The sequence below is a fragment of the Citrobacter sp. Cf118 genome (assembly GCF_030334095.1).
Taxonomy (GTDB): domain Bacteria; phylum Pseudomonadota; class Gammaproteobacteria; order Enterobacterales; family Enterobacteriaceae; genus Citrobacter; species Citrobacter freundii.
The window spans coordinates 475,852-497,550 of sequence record NZ_JAOWES010000087.1 but is presented as its reverse complement, the minus strand read 5'-3'; the positions used below and the strand labels follow the sequence as shown (position 1 = coordinate 497,550).

Annotated in this window: 22 protein-coding genes and 1 other annotated feature; of the genes, 14 read left to right on the top strand and 8 right to left on the bottom strand. The window is 53.2% G+C overall.

Annotated features, from left to right (window positions below):
* Nucleotides 1-2: 2 nt before the first annotated feature.
* From infC to selO, 13 genes are all read left to right on the top strand, one after another.
* Nucleotides 3-545 (top strand): translation initiation factor IF-3, encoded by a 543-nt coding sequence (infC, locus tag OGX67_RS17660; RefSeq protein ID WP_048997935.1) that lies wholly within the window; start codon nt 3-5, stop codon nt 543-545.
* 96 nt (nt 546-641) lie between these two features.
* Complete coding sequence (rpmI, locus tag OGX67_RS17655; protein ID WP_003030583.1) at nt 642-839, top strand: 50S ribosomal protein L35; 198 nt, start codon at nt 642-644, stop codon at nt 837-839.
* Between the two features lie 55 nt (nt 840-894).
* Nucleotides 895-1,251: a 50S ribosomal protein L20 gene (rplT, locus tag OGX67_RS17650; RefSeq protein ID WP_003030578.1), complete on the top strand. Its 357-nt coding sequence runs from the start codon at nt 895-897 to the stop codon at nt 1,249-1,251.
* A gap of 119 nt (nt 1,252-1,370) precedes the next feature.
* Nucleotides 1,371-1,495 (top strand) — a sequence feature (Phe leader region).
* Nucleotides 1,376-1,420 carry a pheST operon leader peptide PheM gene (pheM, locus tag OGX67_RS17645; protein WP_001386830.1) on the top strand — a complete coding sequence of 15 codons (45 nt, stop codon included), beginning with the start codon at nt 1,376-1,378 and terminating at the stop codon, nt 1,418-1,420. Its footprint overlaps the feature before it by 45 nt.
* 124 nt (nt 1,496-1,619) lie before the next feature.
* Nucleotides 1,620-2,603 carry a phenylalanine--tRNA ligase subunit alpha gene (gene pheS / locus OGX67_RS17640; RefSeq protein ID WP_003832580.1) on the top strand — a complete coding sequence of 328 codons (984 nt, stop codon included), beginning with the start codon at nt 1,620-1,622 and terminating at the stop codon, nt 2,601-2,603.
* A gap of 15 nt (nt 2,604-2,618) precedes the next feature.
* Complete coding sequence (pheT, locus tag OGX67_RS17635) at nt 2,619-5,006, top strand: phenylalanine--tRNA ligase subunit beta (protein ID WP_286526913.1); 2,388 nt, start codon at nt 2,619-2,621, stop codon at nt 5,004-5,006.
* 4 nt (nt 5,007-5,010) lie between these two features.
* Nucleotides 5,011-5,310, top strand: a complete 300-nt coding sequence (gene ihfA / locus OGX67_RS17630) for an integration host factor subunit alpha (RefSeq protein WP_003030571.1) — start codon at nt 5,011-5,013, stop codon at nt 5,308-5,310.
* Between the two features lie 153 nt (nt 5,311-5,463).
* Nucleotides 5,464-6,444 carry a vitamin B12 ABC transporter permease BtuC gene (btuC, locus tag OGX67_RS17625; RefSeq protein ID WP_049003453.1) on the top strand — a complete coding sequence of 327 codons (981 nt, stop codon included), beginning with the start codon at nt 5,464-5,466 and terminating at the stop codon, nt 6,442-6,444.
* 60 nt (nt 6,445-6,504) lie between these two features.
* Complete coding sequence (locus OGX67_RS17620) at nt 6,505-7,056, top strand: glutathione peroxidase (RefSeq protein WP_003030569.1); 552 nt, start codon at nt 6,505-6,507, stop codon at nt 7,054-7,056.
* A complete protein-coding gene (gene btuD / locus OGX67_RS17615) occupies nt 7,056-7,805 on the top strand; it encodes a vitamin B12 ABC transporter ATP-binding protein BtuD (RefSeq protein ID WP_003030567.1) in 750 nt (249 codons plus the stop codon). Before OGX67_RS17620 ends, btuD begins: the two co-directional genes overlap by 1 nt.
* Nucleotides 7,806-7,882: 77 nt before the next feature.
* Nucleotides 7,883-8,347, top strand: a complete 465-nt coding sequence (locus OGX67_RS17610) for an NlpC/P60 family protein (protein ID WP_003836644.1) — start codon at nt 7,883-7,885, stop codon at nt 8,345-8,347.
* A gap of 316 nt (nt 8,348-8,663) precedes the next feature.
* A complete protein-coding gene (locus tag OGX67_RS17605) occupies nt 8,664-9,377 on the top strand; it encodes an EAL domain-containing protein (RefSeq protein ID WP_204583644.1) in 714 nt (237 codons plus the stop codon).
* A gap of 61 nt (nt 9,378-9,438) precedes the next feature.
* The gene (gene selO, locus OGX67_RS17600) at nt 9,439-10,881 is read left to right on the top strand and encodes a protein adenylyltransferase SelO (protein ID WP_048219024.1); all 1,443 of its coding nucleotides are present in this window, start codon (nt 9,439-9,441) and stop codon (nt 10,879-10,881) included.
* On the opposite strand, the gene OGX67_RS17595 is transcribed toward selO, so the two are convergent.
* The 8 genes from OGX67_RS17595 to ppsR all read right to left on the bottom strand — a co-directional run bounded on the left by OGX67_RS17595 (nt 10,878) and on the right by ppsR (nt 18,962).
* Nucleotides 10,878-11,657, bottom strand: a complete 780-nt coding sequence (locus tag OGX67_RS17595; protein ID WP_110248439.1) for a heme ABC transporter ATP-binding protein — start codon at nt 11,655-11,657, stop codon at nt 10,878-10,880. The two genes, selO and OGX67_RS17595, sit on opposite strands and share 4 nt — an antisense overlap.
* On the bottom strand, nt 11,650-12,642 hold the full coding sequence (locus tag OGX67_RS17590; RefSeq protein ID WP_008323854.1) for a FecCD family ABC transporter permease: 993 nt from the start codon (nt 12,640-12,642) through the stop codon (nt 11,650-11,652). The genes OGX67_RS17595 and OGX67_RS17590 overlap by 8 nt, the downstream gene beginning before the upstream one ends.
* On the bottom strand, nt 12,642-13,463 hold the full coding sequence (locus OGX67_RS17585; RefSeq protein ID WP_003843463.1) for a heme/hemin ABC transporter substrate-binding protein: 822 nt from the start codon (nt 13,461-13,463) through the stop codon (nt 12,642-12,644). The genes OGX67_RS17590 and OGX67_RS17585 overlap by 1 nt, the downstream gene beginning before the upstream one ends.
* A complete protein-coding gene (gene chuS, locus OGX67_RS17580; RefSeq protein WP_003030558.1) occupies nt 13,460-14,491 on the bottom strand; it encodes a hematinate-forming heme oxygenase ChuS in 1,032 nt (343 codons plus the stop codon). Before chuS ends, OGX67_RS17585 begins: the two co-directional genes overlap by 4 nt.
* Nucleotides 14,492-14,538: 47 nt before the next feature.
* A complete protein-coding gene (locus tag OGX67_RS17575) occupies nt 14,539-16,521 on the bottom strand; it encodes a TonB-dependent hemoglobin/transferrin/lactoferrin family receptor (protein ID WP_257651431.1) in 1,983 nt (660 codons plus the stop codon).
* A gap of 76 nt (nt 16,522-16,597) precedes the next feature.
* Nucleotides 16,598-16,786 (bottom strand): hemin uptake protein HemP, encoded by a 189-nt coding sequence (gene hemP / locus OGX67_RS17570; RefSeq protein WP_032949142.1) that lies wholly within the window; start codon nt 16,784-16,786, stop codon nt 16,598-16,600.
* Between the two features lie 169 nt (nt 16,787-16,955).
* Entirely contained in the window at nt 16,956-18,002 is a 1,047-nt protein-coding gene (aroH, locus tag OGX67_RS17565; RefSeq protein WP_086551142.1) for a 3-deoxy-7-phosphoheptulonate synthase AroH, read from the bottom strand.
* Nucleotides 18,003-18,128: 126 nt separating this feature from the next.
* Complete coding sequence (ppsR, locus tag OGX67_RS17560; RefSeq protein WP_003030553.1) at nt 18,129-18,962, bottom strand: posphoenolpyruvate synthetase regulatory kinase/phosphorylase PpsR; 834 nt, start codon at nt 18,960-18,962, stop codon at nt 18,129-18,131.
* Between the two features lie 327 nt (nt 18,963-19,289).
* On the opposite strand from ppsR, the gene ppsA reads away from it, so the two are divergent.
* Nucleotides 19,290-21,668 carry a phosphoenolpyruvate synthase gene (gene ppsA / locus OGX67_RS17555; RefSeq protein ID WP_003030548.1) on the top strand — a complete coding sequence of 793 codons (2,379 nt, stop codon included), beginning with the start codon at nt 19,290-19,292 and terminating at the stop codon, nt 21,666-21,668.
* The last annotated feature ends 31 nt before the right edge of the window (nt 21,669-21,699 follow it).

Genomic DNA, 21,699 nt, shown 5'->3' with positions numbered 1-21,699 from the left:
GTATTAAAGGCGGAAAACGAGTTCAAACGGCACGTCCGAATCGTATCAATGGCGAGATTCGCGCCCTGGAAGTTCGCTTAACAGGTCTGGAAGGCGAAGCTTTGGGTATTGTGAGTCTGAGAGAAGCGATCGAAAAAGCTGAAGAAGCTGGAGTAGATTTAGTTGAAATCAGCCCTAACGCCGAACCGCCAGTTTGTCGTATTATGGACTACGGCAAGTTCCTTTATGAAAAGAGTAAGTCTTCTAAGGAACAGAAGAAAAAGCAAAAAGTTATCCAGGTTAAGGAAATTAAATTCCGTCCTGGCACCGACGATGGCGATTACCAGGTAAAACTCCGCAGCCTGGTACGCTTTCTGGAAGATGGCGATAAGGCTAAGATCACACTGCGTTTTCGCGGTCGTGAGATGGCCCACCAACAGATCGGTATGGAAGTGCTCAACCGCGTCCGTGACGATCTGAGTGAACTGGCAGTAGTCGAATCCTTCCCTACGAAGATCGAAGGCCGCCAGATGATCATGGTGCTCGCTCCTAAGAAGAAACAGTAAGGCCTTCAAGTAGCAATGTCTGTGGAGCCTACGGGTTCCACAGCCGTTGTTCGCCTACGTTTCGTTTATTAACAATGCGAAGTGGAAGTTATTAAAATGCCAAAAATTAAGACCGTACGCGGTGCTGCTAAGCGTTTCAAAAAAACCGGTGGTGGTGGATTTAAGCGTAAGCACGCAAACCTGCGTCATATTCTGACCAAAAAATCTACTAAGCGTAAACGTCACCTGCGTCCAAAAGGCCTCGTGTCTAAAGGCGATCTGGGTCTGGTTATCGCGTGCCTGCCGTACGCATAAGCCGTTAACGTTTAATTCATTTTTTTACTAAGAATATAGATACAGGAGAGCACATATGGCTCGCGTAAAACGTGGTGTAGTTGCCCGTGCACGTCACAAGAAAATTTTGAAACAAGCTAAAGGCTACTACGGTGCGCGTTCTCGCGTATACCGCGTTGCCTTCCAGGCTGTTATCAAAGCTGGTCAGTACGCTTATCGTGACCGTCGTCAGAAAAAGCGTCAGTTCCGTCAACTGTGGATTGCGCGTATCAACGCAGCAGCACGTCAGAACGGTATTTCTTACAGCAAATTCATCAACGGCCTGAAAAAAGCCTCTGTTGAAATCGACCGTAAGATCCTGGCTGACATCGCAGTATTCGACAAAGTAGCGTTCACCGCTCTGGTCGAAAAAGCGAAAGCAGCTCTGGCATAAGCCGGTGAAAAGAGGGAGCCTGGCTCCCTCTCTTTTATTTGCAGTACAATCAATTAGTTGACAATTTATCCGTAAGCCTTTTCAATAAAGGTTGTCCGGTTTTTACCACACAAGGTAAGCAAGCATGAATGCTGCTATTTTCCGCTTCTTCTTTTACTTTAGCACCTGAAATCAGGAGGCTTGCGCGTGAAAGAAGAAACGGAAAACAGCGCCTAAAAGCCTCCCTGGTGGAGGCTTTTTTTATACGCGTCATCCTTCAAGTTGTCTCTGTATTGGCTGCATTAGCTCTTTTGCTGCGTTGATACAACTTGAATGATTTTGCGTATATATGAGCGACTAGTGAATATCGCAACATAACGAGGAAAACCATGTCACATCTCGCAGAGCTGGTTGCCAGTGCAACGGCCGCCATTAACCAGGCTTCAGATGTTGCCGCGTTAGACAATGTCCGCGTCGAATATTTGGGCAAGAAAGGGCACCTGACCCTTCAGATGACAACCCTGCGCGAACTGCCGCCAGAAGAGCGCCCGGCAGCAGGTGCGGTGATAAACGAAGCCAAAGAGCAGGTGCAGCAAGCGCTGAACGCGCGTAAGGCCGAATTAGAAAGTGCTGCCCTGAATGCCCGTCTGGCAGAAGAAACTATCGATATCTCCCTGCCAGGGCGTCGTATCGAAAACGGCGGTCTGCATCCTGTAACGCGTACAATTGACAGGATTGAAAGTTTCTTTGGTGAGCTGGGCTTTACCGTGGCGACTGGTCCGGAAATCGAAGATGACTATCATAACTTCGATGCGCTGAACATTCCTGGCCATCATCCGGCGCGCGCTGACCACGACACTTTCTGGTTTGACGCGACGCGTTTGCTGCGTACGCAGACTTCCGGCGTGCAGATCCGCACCATGAAGGAAAAACAGCCGCCGATCCGTATTATCGCCCCGGGCCGTGTATATCGTAACGATTACGATCAGACTCACACCCCGATGTTCCATCAGATGGAAGGGCTGATTGTTGATACCAACATCAACTTCACCAACCTGAAAGGCACGCTGCACGATTTCCTGCGCAACTTCTTTGAAGAAGACTTGCAGGTTCGTTTCCGTCCTTCCTACTTCCCGTTCACTGAACCTTCTGCGGAAGTAGACGTGATGGGCAAAAACGGTAAGTGGCTGGAAGTGCTGGGTTGCGGGATGGTTCACCCGAACGTGCTGCGTAATGTTGGCATCGATCCGGAAATCTACTCGGGCTTTGCATTTGGTATGGGGATGGAGCGTCTGACCATGCTGCGTTACGGTGTTACCGATCTGCGTTCTTTCTTCGAAAACGATCTGCGTTTCCTCAAACAGTTTAAATAAAGGCAGGATAAAACAATGAAATTCAGTGAACTGTGGTTACGCGAATGGGTAAACCCGGCGATTGACAGTGATGCTCTGTCAAACCAAATCACGATGGCGGGTCTGGAAGTTGACGGTGTGGAACCTGTTTCCGGCGCGTTCAACGGCGTTGTGGTGGGTGAAGTGGTTGAATGTGGCCAGCACCCGAACGCTGACAAACTGCGTGTCACCAAAGTGAATGTAGGCGGCGACCGTCTGCTGGATATCGTCTGCGGTGCGCCAAACTGCCGTCAGGGGTTGAAAGTGGCTGTGGCAACCGTTGGTGCCGTTCTGCCGGGCGATTTCAAAATCAAAGCCGCGAAACTGCGCGGTGAGCCGTCTGAAGGTATGCTGTGCTCATTCTCTGAGCTGGGTATTTCCGACGATCATAACGGTATTATCGAACTGCCGGCCGATGCGCCAATTGGCACCGATATCCGTGAATACCTTAAGCTTGACGACAATACTATCGAAATCAGCGTCACGCCGAACCGCGCCGACTGCTTAGGCATTATCGGTGTCGCACGTGATGTTGCTGTGCTGAACAAAGCTCCGCTGGTTGAGCCGGAAATCGCGCCTGTAGCGGCAACCATTAGCGACGTCCTGCCGATTCAGGTTGAAGCCGTGGAAGCCTGTCCACGCTATCTGGGCCGCGTGGTTAAAGGCATCAATGTTAAAGCGCCGACCCCGCTGTGGATGAAAGAAAAACTGCGTCGTTGCGGTATTCGTTCAATCGATGCCGTGGTTGACGTGACTAACTATGTGCTGCTCGAACTGGGCCAGCCGATGCACGCATTCGACAAAGACCGCATTGAAGGCGGAATTGTTGTCCGTATGGCAAAAGAGGGTGAGACCCTGGTATTGCTGGATGGCAGCGAAGCGAAGCTGAATGCGGATACGCTGGTGATTGCGGACCATAACAAAGCGCTGGCGATGGGCGGCATCTTTGGTGGCGAACATTCCGGCGTGAATGATGAAACGCAAAACGTCCTGCTGGAATGTGCATTCTTCAGCCCGCTGTCTATTACCGGTCGCGCACGTCGTCACGGTCTGCACACCGATGCTTCTCACCGCTATGAGCGTGGTGTCGATCCGGCTCTGCAACATAAGGCCATGGAACGTGCAACGCGCCTGCTGATCGATATCTGCGGCGGCGAAGCGGGTCCAGTCATTGACGTGACGAACGAAGACACGCTGCCAAAACGCGCAACCATTACGCTTCGTCGTAGCAAACTGGATCGTCTGATCGGACACCATATTGCGGATGAGCAGGTGAGCGACATTCTGCGTCGTCTGGGTTGTGACGTGACGGAAGGGCAGGATGAGTGGAAAGCGGTCGCGCCGAGCTGGCGTTTCGATATGGAAATTGAAGAAGACCTGGTCGAAGAAGTCGCCCGCGTATACGGTTATGACAATATCCCGAACACGCCGATTCAGGCGGGTCTTATCATGGGTACGCATCGTGAAGCGGATTTGTCGCTGAAACGTGTAAAAACCATGCTGAATGACAAAGGCTACCAGGAAGTAATTACCTACAGCTTCGTCGATCCGAAAGTCCAGTCGCTGCTGCACCCGGGTGAAGAAGCACTGCTGTTGCCAAGCCCAATCTCTATTGATATGTCGGCTATGCGTTTGTCCCTGTGGACCGGCTTGCTGTCTACGGTAGTGTATAACCAGAACCGTCAGCAGAACCGCGTACGTATTTTTGAAACGGGTTTACGTTTCGTACCGGATACACAGGCCAATCTCGGGATCCGTCAGGATCTGATGCTGGCGGGCGTGATCTGCGGTAACCGTCATGATGAACACTGGAATCTGGCAAAAGAGACCGTTGATTTCTATGATCTGAAAGGCGATCTGGAAGCGGTTCTCGACCTGACCGGCAAACTGGCAGACATTCAGTTCAAAGCTGAAGCGAATCCAGCACTGCATCCGGGTCAGTCTGCGGCGATTTATCTGAAAGGTGAACGTATTGGTTTCATTGGGGTTGTTCATCCTGAACTGGAACGTAAACTGGATCTGAACGGTCGCACTCTGGTGTTTGAACTGGAGTGGAATAAGCTCGCAGACCGCGTGGTGCCTCAGGCGCGTGAAGTTTCTCGCTTCCCGGCGAACCGTCGCGACATCGCGGTTGTTGTGGCCGAAAACGTTCCCGCTGCGGATATTTTATCCGAGTGTAAGAAAGTTGGCGTAAATCAGGTAGTTGGCGTAAACTTATTTGACGTGTACCGCGGTAAGGGTGTTGCGGAGGGTTATAAGAGCCTCGCTATCAGCCTGATCCTTCAGGATACCAGCCGTACACTTGAAGAAGAGGAGATTGCCGCTACCGTCGCCAAATGTGTAGAGGCATTAAAAGAGCGATTCCAGACATCATTGAGGGATTGAACCTATGGCGCTTACAAAAGCTGAAATGTCAGAATATCTGTTTGATAAGCTTGGGCTTAGCAAGCGGGATGCCAAAGAACTGGTCGAGCTGTTTTTCGAAGAGATCCGTCGTGCTCTGGAAAATGGTGAGCAGGTAAAACTCTCTGGTTTTGGTAACTTCGATCTGCGTGATAAGAATCAACGTCCGGGCCGTAACCCGAAAACGGGCGAAGATATTCCCATTACAGCACGGCGCGTGGTGACCTTCAGACCCGGACAGAAGTTAAAAAGCCGGGTCGAAAACGCAACGCCCAAAGAAGAGTGATTTAACGATCCGTTAAGTCACTTGCTCTGCCATCAAAGCGGCAGCGCAAACCATGATATATAACTAAAAAGGCCGCTCTGCGGCCTTTTTCCTTTTCACTACCGAATCAGCACCGTAGAATCACCTTCATCTCTTTTCAGCAGAATGGAAAACATGCTGACTTTCGCCCATCAACAGCAGCGTCGAAATGTGCGCTGGATACTGTCACTGTCAGTACTTATGCTACTGGCAACGATTCTAAGCTTGTGCGCAGGAGAACAATGGATCGCTCCCGGCGACTGGTTCAGCGCCCGCGGCGATCTGTTCGTCTGGCAAATCCGACTTCCCCGTACCCTTGCCGTTTTGCTGGTAGGCGCTGCGTTGGCCTTATCAGGCGCAGTGATGCAAGCTCTCTTTGAAAATCCGCTCGCCGAGCCGGGATTATTAGGCGTGTCTAACGGCGCGGGAGTCGGGCTCATCGCGGCGGTGCTGCTGGGGCAGGGGCAACTTCCCGGCTGGGCATTGGGCCTTTGCGCCATTGCCGGGGCGCTGATTATCACGCTCATACTGCTACGTTTCGCCCGCCGCCATTTGTCTACCAGCCGTCTGCTGCTGGCAGGGGTGGCGCTGGGGATTATCTGTAGCGCGCTGATGACATGGGCCATCTACTTCTCCACCTCATTTGACTTACGACAGCTGATGTACTGGATGATGGGGGGCTTCGGTGGCGTAGACTGGCATCAGGCCTGGCTCATGATAGCGTTGATTCCGGTACTGGTGTGGATCTGCTGTCAGTCGCAGCCGATGAATATGCTGGCATTAGGAGAGACGTCTGCTCGTCAGCTGGGGCTGCCCCTATGGTTCTGGCGCAACCTGCTGGTGGTCGCCACGGGCTGGATGGTCGGCGTGAGCGTGGCTCTGGCAGGGGCGATTGGTTTTATTGGGCTTGTGATCCCGCATATTTTGCGACTGTGCGGCCTCACCGATCACCGTGTTTTATTGCCAGGTTGTGCGTTGGCTGGTGCAATCGCATTACTGTTTGCTGATGTTGTCGCGCGTCTGGTGCTGGCCTCGGCTGAGTTACCTATCGGCGTGGTGACGGCCACCATGGGCGCACCGGTATTTATCTGGCTATTGTTAAAAGCCGCGCGCTAGAACGCGTTGGTTCGGTCTATGATTAAACACTGAAAATCCACCTGTTGTTCTGGAGATGCTATGCAAAACACTATCCTCGATACAGAAGTGACGACCATCGACGGCGAGGTTACCTCACTGCAGCCGTATTCCGGAAATGTGCTGTTAATCGTCAACGTTGCTTCAAAATGTGGACTGACGCCGCAGTACGAGCAACTGGAGAATCTGCAGAAAACCTGGCACCAACAGGGCTTCAGCGTTCTTGGTTTCCCTTGCAATCAGTTTCTGGGCCAGGAGCCGGGCAGCGAAGAGGAAATAAAAACTTACTGCAGTACCACCTGGGGCGTAACTTTCCCGATGTTCAGCAAAATTGACGTCAACGGCGAGGGACGCCATCCGCTGTATCAGAAGCTGATTGATGCCGCGCCAACGGCCGTTGCACCTGCGGACAGTGGGTTCTATGAGCGAATGGCGAGCAAAGGTCGTGCGCCGCTCTACCCGGACGATATTCTGTGGAATTTCGAGAAGTTTTTAGTGGGGCGCGATGGAAAAGTGCTGCAACGATTCTCACCGGATATGACGCCTGAGGATCCCATTCTGGTGCAAACCATCAAGCAGGCGCTGGCAAACTAATGTCTCGATTGATGCAGCTACAGGACGTCGCGGAATCGACCCGTCTTGGCCCGCTTTCTGGTGAGATAAAAGCAGGAGAGATCCTGCATTTAGTGGGACCAAACGGTGCCGGAAAAAGTACGCTGTTGGCGCGTATGGCGGGTCTGACGAACGGAGAGGGCAGCATCACTTTTGGTGATATGCCGTTGGAGGAATGGCCGGCTGCCAGGCTGGCGCAATATCGTGCCTATCTTGCGCAACAGCAAAATCCCCCGTTTGCGATGCCGGTCTGGCATTTTCTGACGCTGCATCAACCCGACAAAGCACGTACCGATCTGTTACAGGAGGTCGCCGATGCGCTCGGCCTGGGAGATAAACTGGGGCGCGGCGTGAACCAACTCTCCGGCGGTGAGTGGCAGCGTGTGCGCCTGGCTGCGGTTATCCTGCAGATTTGCCCACAAGCGAATCCATTAGGTCAGCTTTTACTCCTGGATGAGCCGATGAACAGTCTGGACGTCGCGCAACAAAACGCACTGGATCGATTGTTGAGTCAGCTGTGTTTGCAGGGCATAGCGATTGTGATGAGCAGTCACGACCTTAATCACACCTTACGCCATGCGCATAAAGCCTGGCTACTCAAACGCGGGAAACTGCTTGCCAGTGGTTCTCGAGATGCGGTACTGACGCCGGCTAATCTGTCTGCGGCCTATGGCGTCAACTTCCGACGTTTGGATATTGAAGGGCACAGAATGCTCATATCAACCACTTAAGTTAAATGGGTTCTTGAAAATCATATAATTTCCACGCTAAATTGGTATAAAAATAAAATTCAGAGGATTCGTACTGAATGCGCTTTTGGCTCCTTTTAATCACAGCATTGTTTTTGGCGGGCTGCAGCAGCCATCGTGCGCCTGCGCCAAATGCCCGCTTGTCGGATTCAATCGCCGTTATCGCCGGTCTTAATGATCAGCTACAAACCTGGCATGGCACACCCTATCGTTATGGCGGTATGAGTCGTAGCGGGGTGGATTGTTCTGGATTTGTTTTGATGACGATGCGCGATAAATTCGATCTGCAACTCCCACGCGATACGCGTACGCAATCAAAGATTGGTACCGAAATTGATAAAGACGATTTGCTGCCCGGCGATCTGGTTTTCTTTAAAACCGGGTCTGGGGAAAGCGGTCTGCATGTCGGTATTTACGATACCAATAATCAATTTATTCATGCTTCAACCAGCCGTGGAGTGATGCGCTCGTCTCTGGATAACGTTTACTGGCGTAAAAACTTTTGGCAGGCGCGACGTATTTAATCCCCACAACTCCGAGGCTGCCATCGAGTGGCAGCCTCGACATCACCGTTTGAAAGTTAACTTTTATTTCTGCTTTGGGTTAGACAATACCCATGAACATTAAGAGCGTATCTTGCTAAAAATATGATTTATTCCGAGATATTAAAAAGTGCAAAGCTGGATATTCGCTTATAATCAGGATAAGCTAAAAAAAAGGATTCGATTTACCGGCTAAAAAGGGAAAAATGAAAGGGCCTCTACTTGCATCAGCAGTAACGTATTTCTTCATCCTTTGCTACAGGATGCCGGATAACACCCATGCAGCGGGGCTGGCACGATGATTGTTTCACTGGATAATCTTTACCATTCTGAGTTCTCTTTTCTTCCTGCGAGAAGCGAAAAAGGCGATCTTGAATTCGTCGACATCATCACCAATTTCGCCAGTGCACATGGGGATGTGCGTATACCCACCGAGCTGGTCCTACCTCGGATGTCAGACGACGAACAATGTCGTTTATTTGTAGAAAAACTAGAATTAATCGAAACGTGCCAACATTTTTTTATTCAGCGAAAAGTATTTGCCTGGATTAATTTAACGCCAGCAATTGCTAATACTTTATTATCAGATACTGAACTTGCTTCACAAGTTGAACGATTTTCATTTCTGGAGCTGACTATTAATGAAAGCTATCCGGAGTTAAACAAAGGTAAAGATAATCCAACATTGGCCGCACTTGCTGCGCGATTTCCATTAGTCCTGACAAACTATGGTGCTGGCGGTATATCAACCCGGGCAATTTTTGACGGCCTGTTCAAACGCGTCGTTCTGGATAAAAACTTTGTTCAACAAAGGATTGCACATATTTCGTTTGAACCGTTTATGCGGGCTATTCTGGTGCAACTATCTCCCAGTTGTGAGTCAATAATCATTAGCGGAATTGATACACAAGAGATGCTGGAGCGCGTTTTGCCTGTGGGATTCAGTGCCATGCAGGGAGGATTGTGGCCTGCAGTGCCTCCTGCGCAGATAATTTCGCTTGCTAAGATATAACCCTTTTATTTGCTGGTGTTTAACAGGCTATTAACAGTCTACACTAGAGGCAGGAGGCCCTATGACCCTGTCTTTTACCACTCGCTGGCGTGATGAACTACCAGCAACTTATACCGCGCTTTCACCCACCCCTTTGAAAAATGCGCGCCTTATCTGGCATAACGATGCGCTGGCGGAGCAATTAGCTATTCCTGCGGCGCTATTTGATATTCCAACTGGTGCGGGCGTTTGGGGAGGCGAATCGCTGCTTCCCGGAATGTCGCCTTTAGCCCAGGTTTATAGTGGGCATCAGTTCGGCGTCTGGGCTGGTCAGCTTGGCGACGGACGTGGGATCCTGCTGGGCGAACAACAGCTTGCGGATGGTTCAACGTTTGACTGGCACCTGAAAGGCGCCGGACTCACGCCGTATTCCCGCATGGGTGATGGGCGCGCCGTGCTGCGCTCGACCATTCGCGAAAGCCTGGCCAGTGAAGCGATGCACTACCTGGGAATACCGACTACGCGGGCATTGTCGATTGTCACCAGCGACACGCCGGTGTATCGCGAAACGGTCGAAGCGGGGGCGATGCTTATCCGCGTGGCGCAAAGCCATATGCGGTTTGGCCATTTTGAGCATTTTTACTATCGCCGGGAGCCGGAAAAAGTGCGCCAGTTGGCTGACTTTGCGATTCGCCATTACTGGCCGCAATGGCAGGAAGACGCCGATAAATATCAGCTGTGGTTTAACGATGTTGTCACGCGTACTGCGACGTTAATCGCTGACTGGCAGGCGGTAGGATTTGCGCATGGTGTTATGAACACGGACAACATGTCGATTCTGGGTCTGACGATGGATTACGGTCCATTCGGTTTTCTTGATGATTACGTGCCCGATTATATCTGCAACCACTCTGACAACCAGGGGCGATACAGTTTCGATAATCAACCGGCCGCCGCGTTGTGGAACCTGCAACGTCTGGCGCAAACCCTGTCGCCGTTTATCCCGGTCGAGGCGCTCAATGATGCGCTGGACAGTTACCAGCTGGCGCTGTTAACTCGCTACGGTCAGCGGATGCGGCAAAAGCTCGGCTTCTTTAGCGAGCAGACAGACGATAACGAACTGCTTAGCGAGCTGTTTAGTCTGATGTCGCGGGAAAGAAGCGACTATACGCGAACGTTTCGCATGCTCAGCCAAACGGAACAACACAGTGCGCAATCTCCGTTGCGCGATGAGTTTATCGACCGCGCAGCGTTTGACGACTGGTTCACGCGGTATCGCTCGCGCCTTCAGCAAGACAATATTGCCGATGCTGTCAGACAAACCCAGATGAAGGCGGCTAACCCGGCGATGGTATTACGTAACTGGCTGGCGCAACGGGCGATTAGTCAGGCAGAACAGGGGGATTACGCCGAGCTGCATCGGTTGCACCAGGCGTTGCGTACCCCGTTTGCCGATCGTGATGATGACTATGTCAGCCGTCCACCTGACTGGGGCAAACGGCTGGAAGTGAGTTGTTCAAGCTAAGGGGCCAGAAATACCTGCGGGGAGGCGTTGGCCGGATGCTGGCCAACGTGTACCTGAGCACCGTACCAGCGCTTCAGGTCATCGGCTTGTAACACAGTTTCCGGTGTTCCCTGCGATACCAGCCTGCCGTTGTGCAGCAGCACTATTCTGTCTGCCCACAGTGCGGCGAGGTTCAGATCGTGAAGCACAATGCACACATGCAGCTCTCCCGAAGAGGTAAGCGTTTTTAGCATGCGCAACAGATGCTGCTGGTGGTAAAGATCCAGCGCGGAGGTCGGTTCATCAAGGAATAACCAACCGCGAGGCGCACCGTCGCACCAGAGTTGTGCCAGCGCACGGGCTAACTGTACTCGCTGTTGCTCGCCGCCGGAAAGCGCGGCGTATTGCCGACCCGCCAACGGTGTGCATCCGGTCATTTCCATCACCTGAGCGATAAGCCGGGGCTCCTGCTGTTGGGTCCACGGCGCGCGGCCCATCGCGATGACGGCCTCTACCGGCCAGTCGAATCCCAACAGTGTTTGCTGGCGCATCACTGCCCGATGCCGCGACAGGGTCTGGGTAGACCATTCATGCAGCGGTTTGCCCGCCAGCACGCAGCGCCCGCTAGCGGGCTGCAGAAAACCGGTCAGCAGGCGTAGCAGGGTGGATTTTCCCGCACCGTTTGGGCCGATGAGCGCAACCAGTTCACCTCTTGTAAGGGCGAGCGATACGTCGTCAATCACCGGTCTGCCAGCTACGTGATAATGAAGCCTTTCGGCGATGAAATGTTCAGCCATGCGCTCCTCGCTGACGAAAAATAAGCCATAAAAACCACGGTGCACCGAGAAGACTGGTCAACAGACCGACCGGCATCTCCGCAGGCGCAACCGCCGTACGAGCCAGGGTGTCGGCAATCAGCAATAAAAACGCGCCCGCCAGCACGGAACCCGGAATAACGGCCCGATGGTCTGAGCCGAGCCACATACGTATTAAATGTGGGATTACCAACCCGATAAAGCCAATCACCCCGCTTACCGCCACGGCTGAGGCAACCAGTAATGCGCTACAAAGCAGCAAAATACGCTGGATTGTACGTACATCAACGCCGAGATAATGCGCCTCTTCCTCACCCAGTTGCAGAAGATTCAGCGCCGGAGCAAGCCGCCAGATGATCAGCACTGTCGGGATTGTCAGCGAAGTGACAGCCAACAGCGTGGACCACTGTGCGGCCCCCAGACTTCCCATTCCCCATAGCGACAGCTGGCGCAGTTGCGCATCATTACTGACCCACGACAGTACGCCAACCGCCGCCCCGCAGAGCGCGTTGATGGCAATGCCGACCAGCAGCAGGCGGGAGAGCGAACCGTCGCGCTGTTGGCTGAGGATAAAAATCACTACAGTTGCCGCCAACGCGCCGAAAAAAGCGGCCAGCATTGGAGCATACAACATCATCAGCGCGGGCAAAGAGACAGGCAGCACCACCCACAGGGCCACAGCGCAGGCAGCGCCGCTGCTTATTCCCAGTAATCCAGGGTCTGCAAGCGGATTGCGAAACAGCCCCTGCATCACGCAGCCAGCGAGCGCCAGAGAGCCGCCAATCACCAGTGCCAGCAGGACGCGGGGAAGACGAATTGTGAGCCAGATTTGACGCAGTGCCTCATCGCCATCACGCCAGAGCAGACTTACCGGCAGGCGCAACGCGCCAAAACCGGTAGCCAGAATCGTCATTGCAACCAGCATCAATGCCAACATCCACAACGAACAGGTGATCCGCCGGGACATCAGGGCAATTGCTCTGCTTTAGCACGAAGCTGCAAAATAGCCTGTGGCGTGCGAACGCTGAAGCCCAACAGCGCCATATCGTCAACCTGCAATACCTGTTTATTCCTTCCGGCAGGTGTTTGCGCAAGTCCCGGTAGCGCCCACAGGTTATCTTCGCCACCCATCGCCTTAACGCCGTCCTGCGAAATCACCACCAGATCGGGCTGGCTGGCAATGACGCCTTCTTGTGACAGCGGCTGATAGCGATTAACGCCCTGCATCGCGTTGCGTAGACCTGCGGCACGAATCGCCGCATCGGCTCCGGTTTGCTGGCCCGCCGCCATCGCGGTCATCCCGCCATGATTGAGAATAAACAGCACACGTTTATTAAGTTCAGACGACGGGAGCGTCGCCAGTTCCTGACGTAACGTTGCGCGCAGAGTTTCTCCGTCGGCCTCCCGATGAGTAGCCTCAGCGATAACCCGAACTTTTTCATCAATCGCGTTAAGATCGTTGCTTGCTGGGATCGTGACAACCCTGACGTTGCTCTGCTCAAGCTGTTTTAGCGCTAAAGAGGGCTGTGCCTGCGCGCTGGCAAGGACCAGCGTAGGGCGGGTAGCCAGGATCCCTTCGGCGTTGAGCTGGCGCAAATAACCAACATCAGGTAACGCGGTTGCCGCAACAGGCCACTGGCTGGTGCTGTCTCTCGCCACAAGGGAGGGTTGTGCTCCCAGTGCGTAGACAATCTCGGTGACATCGCCACCGAGCGCAACAACCCGTTCCTCGGGCGCAGCCAGCGCCGCGAAGGGCAGCAGCGCGATCAGGGCCAGCAGTTTTTTCATGCGGCCAGTCCTTTCGGCGTCAGTGCGTCAATCTGTTCGCGCCATTGCGTCTGCTCCGGCTCGCCTTCCGTACGTTGACCATACAGCTGGGCGATTTGCGTGCCGTCGGCAGCAAACAGCTCCAGACTGGTGACGTGACCATCGGCGGTCGGTTTACGCGTCACCCACGTTTCTGCCACGCTCTCTTCCAGTAGATGCAGGGTAAAGGTTGGGTTGAAGATGTTCAGCCAGCCTTTCATCGGTACCAGTTTTTCAATCACGCCGGTAAATATCTGTACACAGCCGCGATTACCCACAAAAACCATAATTTCGTTGCCATCCTGACGCGCGGTGTCGAGTAATTGCGCCAGTGCGCTATTAGAAACCTTACAGGCCAGATCGTCGCCAACCAGATTAAACGCCTGTTGGCGGGTGAGATCGTGGCGTTTCAGCAGACCGAAGAACTGATGGACATCAGTCATCGCTCGCCACTCTTGATCAACGGTCTGTGCGTCGACAGTGACGGCGGCAGGCACAGAATTGTTGACGGGTTGCAGCACCAGCGGCGGGTTTTCTGCAAAGATGAAACGGGTCAGCAACGCCGCCCATTCCTCAACGAGGGTATTTTGTGTGGTATAGACCTTCAGCAGTGCGTCTCCCTGATGGTCAAAGAATTGAATGCTCTGACGCTCGCCGTGGGCGGTGGTCTCACTGATATGAAAAGCGCTTGCCCACTGATTTAAGAACAGACGCAGGTCGAGTGCACGCGGATTAAGAACCAGCCCGGCATGGCCGTTAAGGTGCTGATTGGTAAAAGCGCCAACCTGTTCATGCACCGCATATTCGTTGCGGCAAATGCATTTGGTTTCACCAACCGCTTCCAGTGCGCCGAGGATTTCGCGGACTTCGCCACGTAAGCGCCAGGCGTCATGGCCGACGCGCGCAAAGGTCAGTTCGGCTTCGCTAATATTCATCAATCCTGCAATGTCACGTGCGTATTTTCCGGGATTTTCTTTCTTCAGTTCCAGCCAGCGTGTGTAATGATTCATTGTCTCTTCCTTCCAGATTGCGGCCCCGGCGAACCGGGGAAAAGTGATTACCACTGATAACTCACGAAAATTTTGCCATTACGACCATCCTGCGGAATGCCTTGCGGCGACCAGTACTCTTTGTCAAAGGCGTTGCCCAGTACCAGCGTGGTGGTCATGCCTTTCAGCGCTTGTTGGCCCTGATAGCTCACGTAAAAATCGTTTACCGCATAGCCAGGCTGTTTAGCGTAGGTGCTGCTGATATGCGTTGAACGGTCAGCAAATGTCCCGATCCAGCCTACGGAGAAACCGCTGTGCGCAACCGGCACATTCAGTTTGCTGGTGACGGTGTCCGGATTAATGCTGGAAATGTATTCACCTGTGTCAGTATCTTTGCCGCGTGTGCGGTTATAGGCCATGTCGAGGCTGAACAGGTCGGCGGTATATTTCGCCATCACGTCCCAACCCCAGATTTTGGCATTGGGAACGTTATAGGACATGGTTGTCGCAGCGGCGAAGTCGACGCTGGTGGAGATGTAATCTTTTGCTTTGGTGTCGAAATAGCTGGCTTTAAATTCGAGCGCATCGCTCGCCATCAGCAGATCGTCAAAGCGCAGGCCAAATCCGTATTCCTGTGTTTCGTTGGTTTCCGGGCGCAGGTTAGGGTTTGGCACCCAGTAGTTAGTGTAGAAACGACCAATCGAGAAGTGTTTCGCATCGTTATACATTTCGCCCATGGTTGGCGCACGGAAGGCCTGAGCGTATGAACCGAACAGCATCAGCCAGTCGGATGGCGTAACGGTGAGTCCGGCGCGGGACGACCATTTGTCAGCATCAACATCTTCATAGCCGTCGCTGCTGCCGCGATAAGAGTCATAACGGGTACCGCCCAGCAGCGTAACCGGCAGGTCACGCAGGGTGATTTCATCCTGTAGCCAGCCGGAGCTGAAATCGATCTTTGCCTCCGGGAAACCGGTGGTTGAACCACCCGGTTGTTGTTCCTGGCGATAGTATTCACCGCCGTAGGTCAACAGGTGAGATGCAAAAGAGTCGGTAAACAGGCGGCTGCGGTTGTCGATCTTCCCGCCTTTGGTGGTTTGCTTGCGAAATTCGCCAGTGTTATCTGCGTTCTGAGCATTAATGCGCGCTTCGGACCAGTAGACACGGGCATCCGCGTTCAGCCAGTCATTGTCTGCCGGAGCGAGCGAGTAGGTCAGTTGCGCATCACGCTGGATCGTTGAACGGTTGGTCATCGGGTTGCTGGCATCCGCCACACTGGTCTGCGGGTTTTTAGGTTCCCGGGCGTCATTGTTGTAGTAACGCAGCGAGCCGGCCAACGTCTGGGCGCTGTCAATTTTCCAGCTACCTTTCGCCAGCATATTGTTAATTGCTTCATCATTCGGCGCAGTAGTACCGTCACTCTGGCGTAAATCACCGCGATCGCGGCTGGACCAGGCAAGCAGTCCGTCCAGCGTATCGGTACGGCCATACGTGCTGGCACCCATACCGAGGCTGTGATCGCCGGTTGCCGCGGTACCGAACACGCGGTAACCGCTGTTTTGTCCGGCTTCCAGCAGATCTTTGGCATCCGCAGTGTCATAGGCGATCACGCCGCCCAGCGCGCCGCTACCGTACAGTAGTGCGGAAGGGCCACGTACGACTTCGATACGTTTGATAAGCGCCGGGTCGAGGAAGGTGCTGTTCAGGTGTCCGGTGTCAGTTCCCTGACGAACGCCGTCAACCAGTACCAGAACGCCACGTCGATCGTAGCCGCGCAGATTCACGTCCTGGCCGTTGGTACGACCCGTACCATCGAGGGTCAGACCCGGAACCGTCCGCAACAGATCGGCTGCCGAACTGGCGGTCTGGTTTTCCGGGGCGGTGGCATCAATCACGCTGACCATCATCGGCGCTTCAAAGGCGCTACGAGCATTGCCGGTGGCGGTAACGGTCATATCCTCGACCGCCGCATAGGCGACGGCGGGCAGGTTACTGACAATCGCCAGCGCCAACAGCGACGGGCGCAGGGAAGCGGTGTGCAGGTAAGGCATAGCAACTCTCCATTAGGAAATCGAAAAGCGCTGGCTGCCTGGGTATGTGACCTGGGTGGCTGGCGAAATGTGTTGTTTATTTAGTCAGAATGAGTTTTCCGGCTTGCGTCTGGCGCAGCAGGTAGTGCTGACCATCATGTTCTATGATCACGCGTCCTTCGTTACCCAGCAGGGTTTTACTGTCAATTCGTCGCTCGTTTGGCGCGACGGAAGGCGTTGTTGTGTCTTTTGTAGGCGTAGCCGTTGTGTTATCCATACGTGACATAGTGTTTAAAAATAACAATCAATGTAACAATGATAATCATTATCATCAAACTGCAAATTTGCGGCAAGCGTTTTTGTGAAATAATTGTGACGAGAACGTTTTTTGCACAACAAGCGGGGAAAAACAAAGGATTAGCACCGGGCAAAGTGATATTGCCCGGTGAAGAGCATTAAAAACGGCTATCAACCGCAGAAGCGAGTTTTTCAACCAACAGTTCAGTATCTTCCCAGTTCAGGCACGGGTCGGTAATGGACTGACCGTAAACCAACGGCTGGCCGCTAACGATTTTTTGAGTACCTTCACGCAAGAAACTCTCCGCCATGATCCCGGCAATTGCCGTCGAGCCGTTACGAATTTGCTGGCACACATCATCACAAACGTCCAACTGACGACGATGCTGCTTCTGGCAATTGCCGTGGCTAAAATCGACCACCAGATGCTCAGGCAGGGAAAATTCGTGCAGGGTATCGCAGGCGGCGGCAATATCTTCAGCATAATAATTCGGCTTTTTACCGCCACGCATGATGATATGCCCGTAAGGGTTACCGCTGGTCTGATAAATGGTCATCTGACCGGTTTTATCCGGCGAGAGGAACATGTGACTGGCGCGGGAGGCGCGAATCGCATCGACGGCGATGCGCGTGTTGCCATCCGTTCCGTTCTTAAAACCGACCGGGCAGGAGAGCGCGGAGGCCATTTCACGATGGATCTGACTTTCGGTGGTGCGCGCGCCAATAGCTCCCCAACTGATTAAATCGGCAATAAACTGGCCGGTCACCATGTCGAGGAATTCAGTCGCCGTGGGGACGCCCAGTTCGTTGACCTGCAACAGCAGTTTTCGCGCCAGTTCAATACCGTGGTTTACACGATAACTGCCGTTCAAATCCGGGTCGGAAATCAGGCCTTTCCAGCCCACGACGGTGCGTGGCTTTTCAAAATAGGTACGCATCACGATTTCCAGACGCGCCTGGTGCTTTTTGCGCAGCGCCTGTAATCGTGTCGCGTATTCCATCGCGGCATCAAGATCGTGAATCGAGCAGGGACCTACGATCACCAGTAAACGGGGGTCTTCACCATTTAAAATTTTTTCTATCCGACGTCGGGAGTCCGTAACATGACGGGCGACGGAGGATGAAACAGGATGCCGTTGCGCAAGCTCTGCTGGAGTGACCAGGTTGTCAATACGCGCAGTACGGAGTTCATCGGTTCTGTTCATTACTTGTCTCAGAAATTTGTTGCTTCAACGGCAGGACTACCGGGAAGTGATGTACATCACAATATCACACTCATCCTGCCTGGTGGCGAGCATAATAACAAAAAATCGAACCAATGCACTAGCATTCTAGTACATGCGGCGATTCAGTCCCATGATATCGAGGATCTTGGTAGCAATCTCTTCTACCGAATAATTGGTACTGTTCAGCCAGGGGATCTGGTTTTTCCGGTACAGCGCTTCTACCTCAGCAACTTCCATTCGGCACTGTCGCAGCGAGGCGTAACGGCTGTTCTCACGGCGCTCTTCGCGGATGGCCGCCAGGCGCTCAGGGTCGATAGTCAGACCGAACAGCTTATGCTGCAACGGCTTCAGAGAGGCGGGCAGCACCAAATTATCCATATCATCGGCAATAAAGGGGTAGTTGGCGGCGCGGATACCAAACTGCATGGCCAGATACAAACTGGTTGGGGTTTTGCCGCAACGAGAAACGCCGAGCAGGATCACCTGGGCCTGATCGAGGTTGCGCAACGAAATACCGTCGTCGTGGGCGAGGGTGTAGTCAATGGCGGCAATGCGCGCGTCGTACTTGTTGAGGTTACCGGGATTCAGACCGTGCGTGCGATGGGCGATAGGTGTAGGGTCGAGCTTCATCTCGTGTTGTAGTGGGGCAACCAGCGCCTGCACAATATCCTGACAAAATCCCTCACTTTGCAGAATGATTGAGCGAATTTCTGGCAGGACGATGGAGTAAAACACCAAAGGGCGCACACCAGTTTGTTGGTAGATCGCGTCAATCTGGTCTTTAACCGCGCGCGCACGACTCTCATTTTCCACAAACGGCAGCGTAATGCTGCTGATCGTGACCGGGAATTGCGACATCACCGCGTGACCCAAGACCTCGGCGGTGATGGCCGTACCATCAGAAATATAAAATACGTGACGATCAACAGCATTATCCATTTTGCTCATCCTGGGCAGACATAATTCTCTGAAAGCATAAATTAAAATTCGCCAGAAGCGAATATTGCTGCATCTTTTTTATAAAATGAAACGGTATTTTTATAATTAATGAAAAGTACATTTCATTTTTCGGAACAAATGTTTATACCGGTAGTTTTTGTGGAGATCCCCTGTGGCTCGCGGGTTTGCGCAAATGTGGAAACAATCTGAAAAAATAAAAAATAAAGTTGCTTGAACGATTCACCGTTTTTTTCGCTGGAGTAAATATGCAAAGATAATTACGCAAAATTGAGTTTCCTAACCTCGTTCAAATATAAGGATTGTTCGATGTCCAACAATGGCTCGTCACCGCTGGTGCTTTGGTATAACCAACTCGGCATGAATGATGTAGACAGAGTTGGGGGCAAAAATGCCTCCCTGGGTGAAATGATTACTAACCTTTCAGGTATGGGTGTTTCCGTACCGAATGGTTTTGCAACGACCGCCGACGCGTTTAACCAGTTTCTGGACCAGAGCGGTGTAAACCAGCGCATTTATGAGCTGCTGGATAAAACGGATATTGACGATGTCACCGAGCTTGCAAAAGCCGGCGCGCAGATCCGCCAGTGGATTATCGACACTCCTTTCCAGCCGGAGCTGGAAAATGCCGTCCGCGATGCCTACGCGCAGCTGTCAGCGGACGATGCCCATGCCTCTTTTGCTGTGCGATCTTCCGCAACCGCAGAAGATATGCCAGATGCGTCATTTGCCGGTCAGCAGGAAACCTTCCTCAACGTCCAGGGATTTGATGCCGTGCTGGTTGCCATCAAACACGTATTTGCCTCGCTGTTTAACGACCGTGCGATCTCTTATCGTGTCCACCAGGGTTATGACCATCGTGGCGTAGCGCTCTCTGCGGGTGTGCAGCGGATGGTGCGTTCTGACCTCGCGTCTTCCGGCGTCATGTTCTCCATCGATACCGAATCCGGTTTCGATCAGGTGGTGTTTATCACGTCTGCATGGGGCCTGGGCGAGATGGTCGTGCAGGGGGCCGTTAACCCGGATGAATTCTACGTGCATAAACCGACGCTGGCGGCTAACCGTCCGGCTATCGTTCGTCGCACCATGGGTTCGAAAAAAATCCGCATGATCTACGCGCCGACTCAGGAACACGGTAAGCAAGTAACGATCGAAGATGTGCCGCAGGAACAACGCGACATTTTCTCCCTGACTAACGAAGAAGTGCAGGAACTGGCCAAGCAGGCGGTGCAGATCGAGAAGCACTACGGCCGTCCGATGGATATCGAATGGGCGAAAGACGGTCATACCGGTAAGCTGTTCATTGTGCAGGCGCGCCCTGAAACCGTGCGTTCTCGTGGCCAGGTGATGGAGCGTTATACGCTGCATGCGCAGGGTAAAATTATTGCTGAAGGTCGTGCCATCGGTCACCGCATTGGCGCGGGTCCGGTTAAAGTCATCCAAGACATCAGCGAAATGAACCGTATCGAACCAGGCGACGTACTGGTTACCGACATGACCGACCCGGACTGGGAACCGATCATGAAGAAAGCAGCGGCGATTGTCACCAACCGTGGCGGTCGTACCTGTCACGCGGCAATCATTGCCCGTGAACTGGGGATCCCAGCCGTGGTGGGCTGTGGCGATGCGACCGAGCGCATGAAAGATGGTGAGAAGGTTACTGTCTCTTGTGCCGAAGGCGACACCGGTTATGTTTACGCTGACATGCTCGACTTTAGCGTGAAGAGTTCCAGCGTGGAGACCATGCCGGATCTGCCGTTGAAGGTGATGATGAACGTCGGTAACCCGGACCGCGCTTTCGACTTCGCCTGCCTGCCAAACGAAGGTGTCGGTCTGGCGCGTCTGGAATTTATCATCAACCGCATGATTGGCGTACACCCGCGTGCACTGCTGGAGTTTGATGACCAGACGCCTGAGCTGCAAAATGAAATCCGCGCCATGATGAAAGGTTTCGATTCTCCGCGTGAATTCTACGTTGGTCGTCTGACGGAAGGGATCGCGACGCTGGGGGCGGCGTTTTATCCTAAACGCGTCATCGTGCGTATGTCTGACTTTAAGTCCAACGAATATGCCAACCTGGTCGGCGGTGAGCGTTATGAACCGCATGAAGAGAACCCGATGCTGGGCTTCCGTGGGGCGGGCCGTTATGTTGCCGATAGCTTCCGCGACTGCTTCGCGCTGGAATGTGACGCAGTAAAACGTGTCCGTAACGACATGGGCCTGACTAACGTTGAAGTGATGGTACCGTTTGTACGTACCGTTGCCCAGGCGAAAGCGGTGGTGGAAGAGCTGGCACGCCAGGGGCTGAAACGCGGTGAGAACGGACTGAAGATCATCATGATGTGTGAGATCCCGTCTAACGCCTTGCTGGCCGAGCAGTTCCTCGAGTACTTCGACGGCTTCTCCATCGGCTCAAACGACATGACGCAGTTGGCGCTGGGTCTGGATCGTGACTCTGGTGTAGTTTCTGAACTGTTTGATGAGCGTAACGACGCGGTGAAAGCCTTGCTGTCGATGGCGATTCGCGCAGCCAAGAAACAAGGCAAATACGTGGGTATCTGCGGTCAGGGTCCCTCTGACCACGAAGACTTCGCGGCCTGGTTGATGGAAGAGGGGATCGACAGCCTGTCGCTGAACCCGGATACCGTCGTGCAGACCTGGCTGAGCCTGGCTGAACTGAACAAGTAACATCATGCCGGATGGTGGCGTAAGCGCCTTA

Coding starts and splice junctions, on each gene's coding strand:
- rpmI (WP_003030583.1), top strand. CDS start 642: ATGCCAAAAATTAAGACCGTACGCGGTGCTGCTAAGCGTTTCAAAAAA.
- rplT (WP_003030578.1), top strand. CDS start 895: ATGGCTCGCGTAAAACGTGGTGTAGTTGCCCGTGCACGTCACAAGAAA.
- pheS (WP_003832580.1), top strand. CDS start 1,620: ATGTCACATCTCGCAGAGCTGGTTGCCAGTGCAACGGCCGCCATTAAC.
- pheT (WP_286526913.1), top strand. CDS start 2,619: ATGAAATTCAGTGAACTGTGGTTACGCGAATGGGTAAACCCGGCGATT.
- ihfA (WP_003030571.1), top strand. CDS start 5,011: ATGGCGCTTACAAAAGCTGAAATGTCAGAATATCTGTTTGATAAGCTT.
- btuC (WP_049003453.1), top strand. CDS start 5,464: ATGCTGACTTTCGCCCATCAACAGCAGCGTCGAAATGTGCGCTGGATA.
- OGX67_RS17620 (WP_003030569.1), top strand. CDS start 6,505: ATGCAAAACACTATCCTCGATACAGAAGTGACGACCATCGACGGCGAG.
- btuD (WP_003030567.1), top strand. CDS start 7,056: ATGTCTCGATTGATGCAGCTACAGGACGTCGCGGAATCGACCCGTCTT.
- OGX67_RS17610 (WP_003836644.1), top strand. CDS start 7,883: ATGCGCTTTTGGCTCCTTTTAATCACAGCATTGTTTTTGGCGGGCTGC.
- OGX67_RS17605 (WP_204583644.1), top strand. CDS start 8,664: ATGATTGTTTCACTGGATAATCTTTACCATTCTGAGTTCTCTTTTCTT.
- selO (WP_048219024.1), top strand. CDS start 9,439: ATGACCCTGTCTTTTACCACTCGCTGGCGTGATGAACTACCAGCAACT.
- OGX67_RS17595 (WP_110248439.1), bottom strand. CDS start 11,657: ATGGCTGAACATTTCATCGCCGAAAGGCTTCATTATCACGTAGCTGGC.
- OGX67_RS17590 (WP_008323854.1), bottom strand. CDS start 12,642: ATGTCCCGGCGGATCACCTGTTCGTTGTGGATGTTGGCATTGATGCTG.
- OGX67_RS17585 (WP_003843463.1), bottom strand. CDS start 13,463: ATGAAAAAACTGCTGGCCCTGATCGCGCTGCTGCCCTTCGCGGCGCTG.
- chuS (WP_003030558.1), bottom strand. CDS start 14,491: ATGAATCATTACACACGCTGGCTGGAACTGAAGAAAGAAAATCCCGGA.
- OGX67_RS17575 (WP_257651431.1), bottom strand. CDS start 16,521: ATGCCTTACCTGCACACCGCTTCCCTGCGCCCGTCGCTGTTGGCGCTG.
- hemP (WP_032949142.1), bottom strand. CDS start 16,786: ATGTCACGTATGGATAACACAACGGCTACGCCTACAAAAGACACAACA.
- aroH (WP_086551142.1), bottom strand. CDS start 18,002: ATGAACAGAACCGATGAACTCCGTACTGCGCGTATTGACAACCTGGTC.
- ppsR (WP_003030553.1), bottom strand. CDS start 18,962: ATGGATAATGCTGTTGATCGTCACGTATTTTATATTTCTGATGGTACG.
- ppsA (WP_003030548.1), top strand. CDS start 19,290: ATGTCCAACAATGGCTCGTCACCGCTGGTGCTTTGGTATAACCAACTC.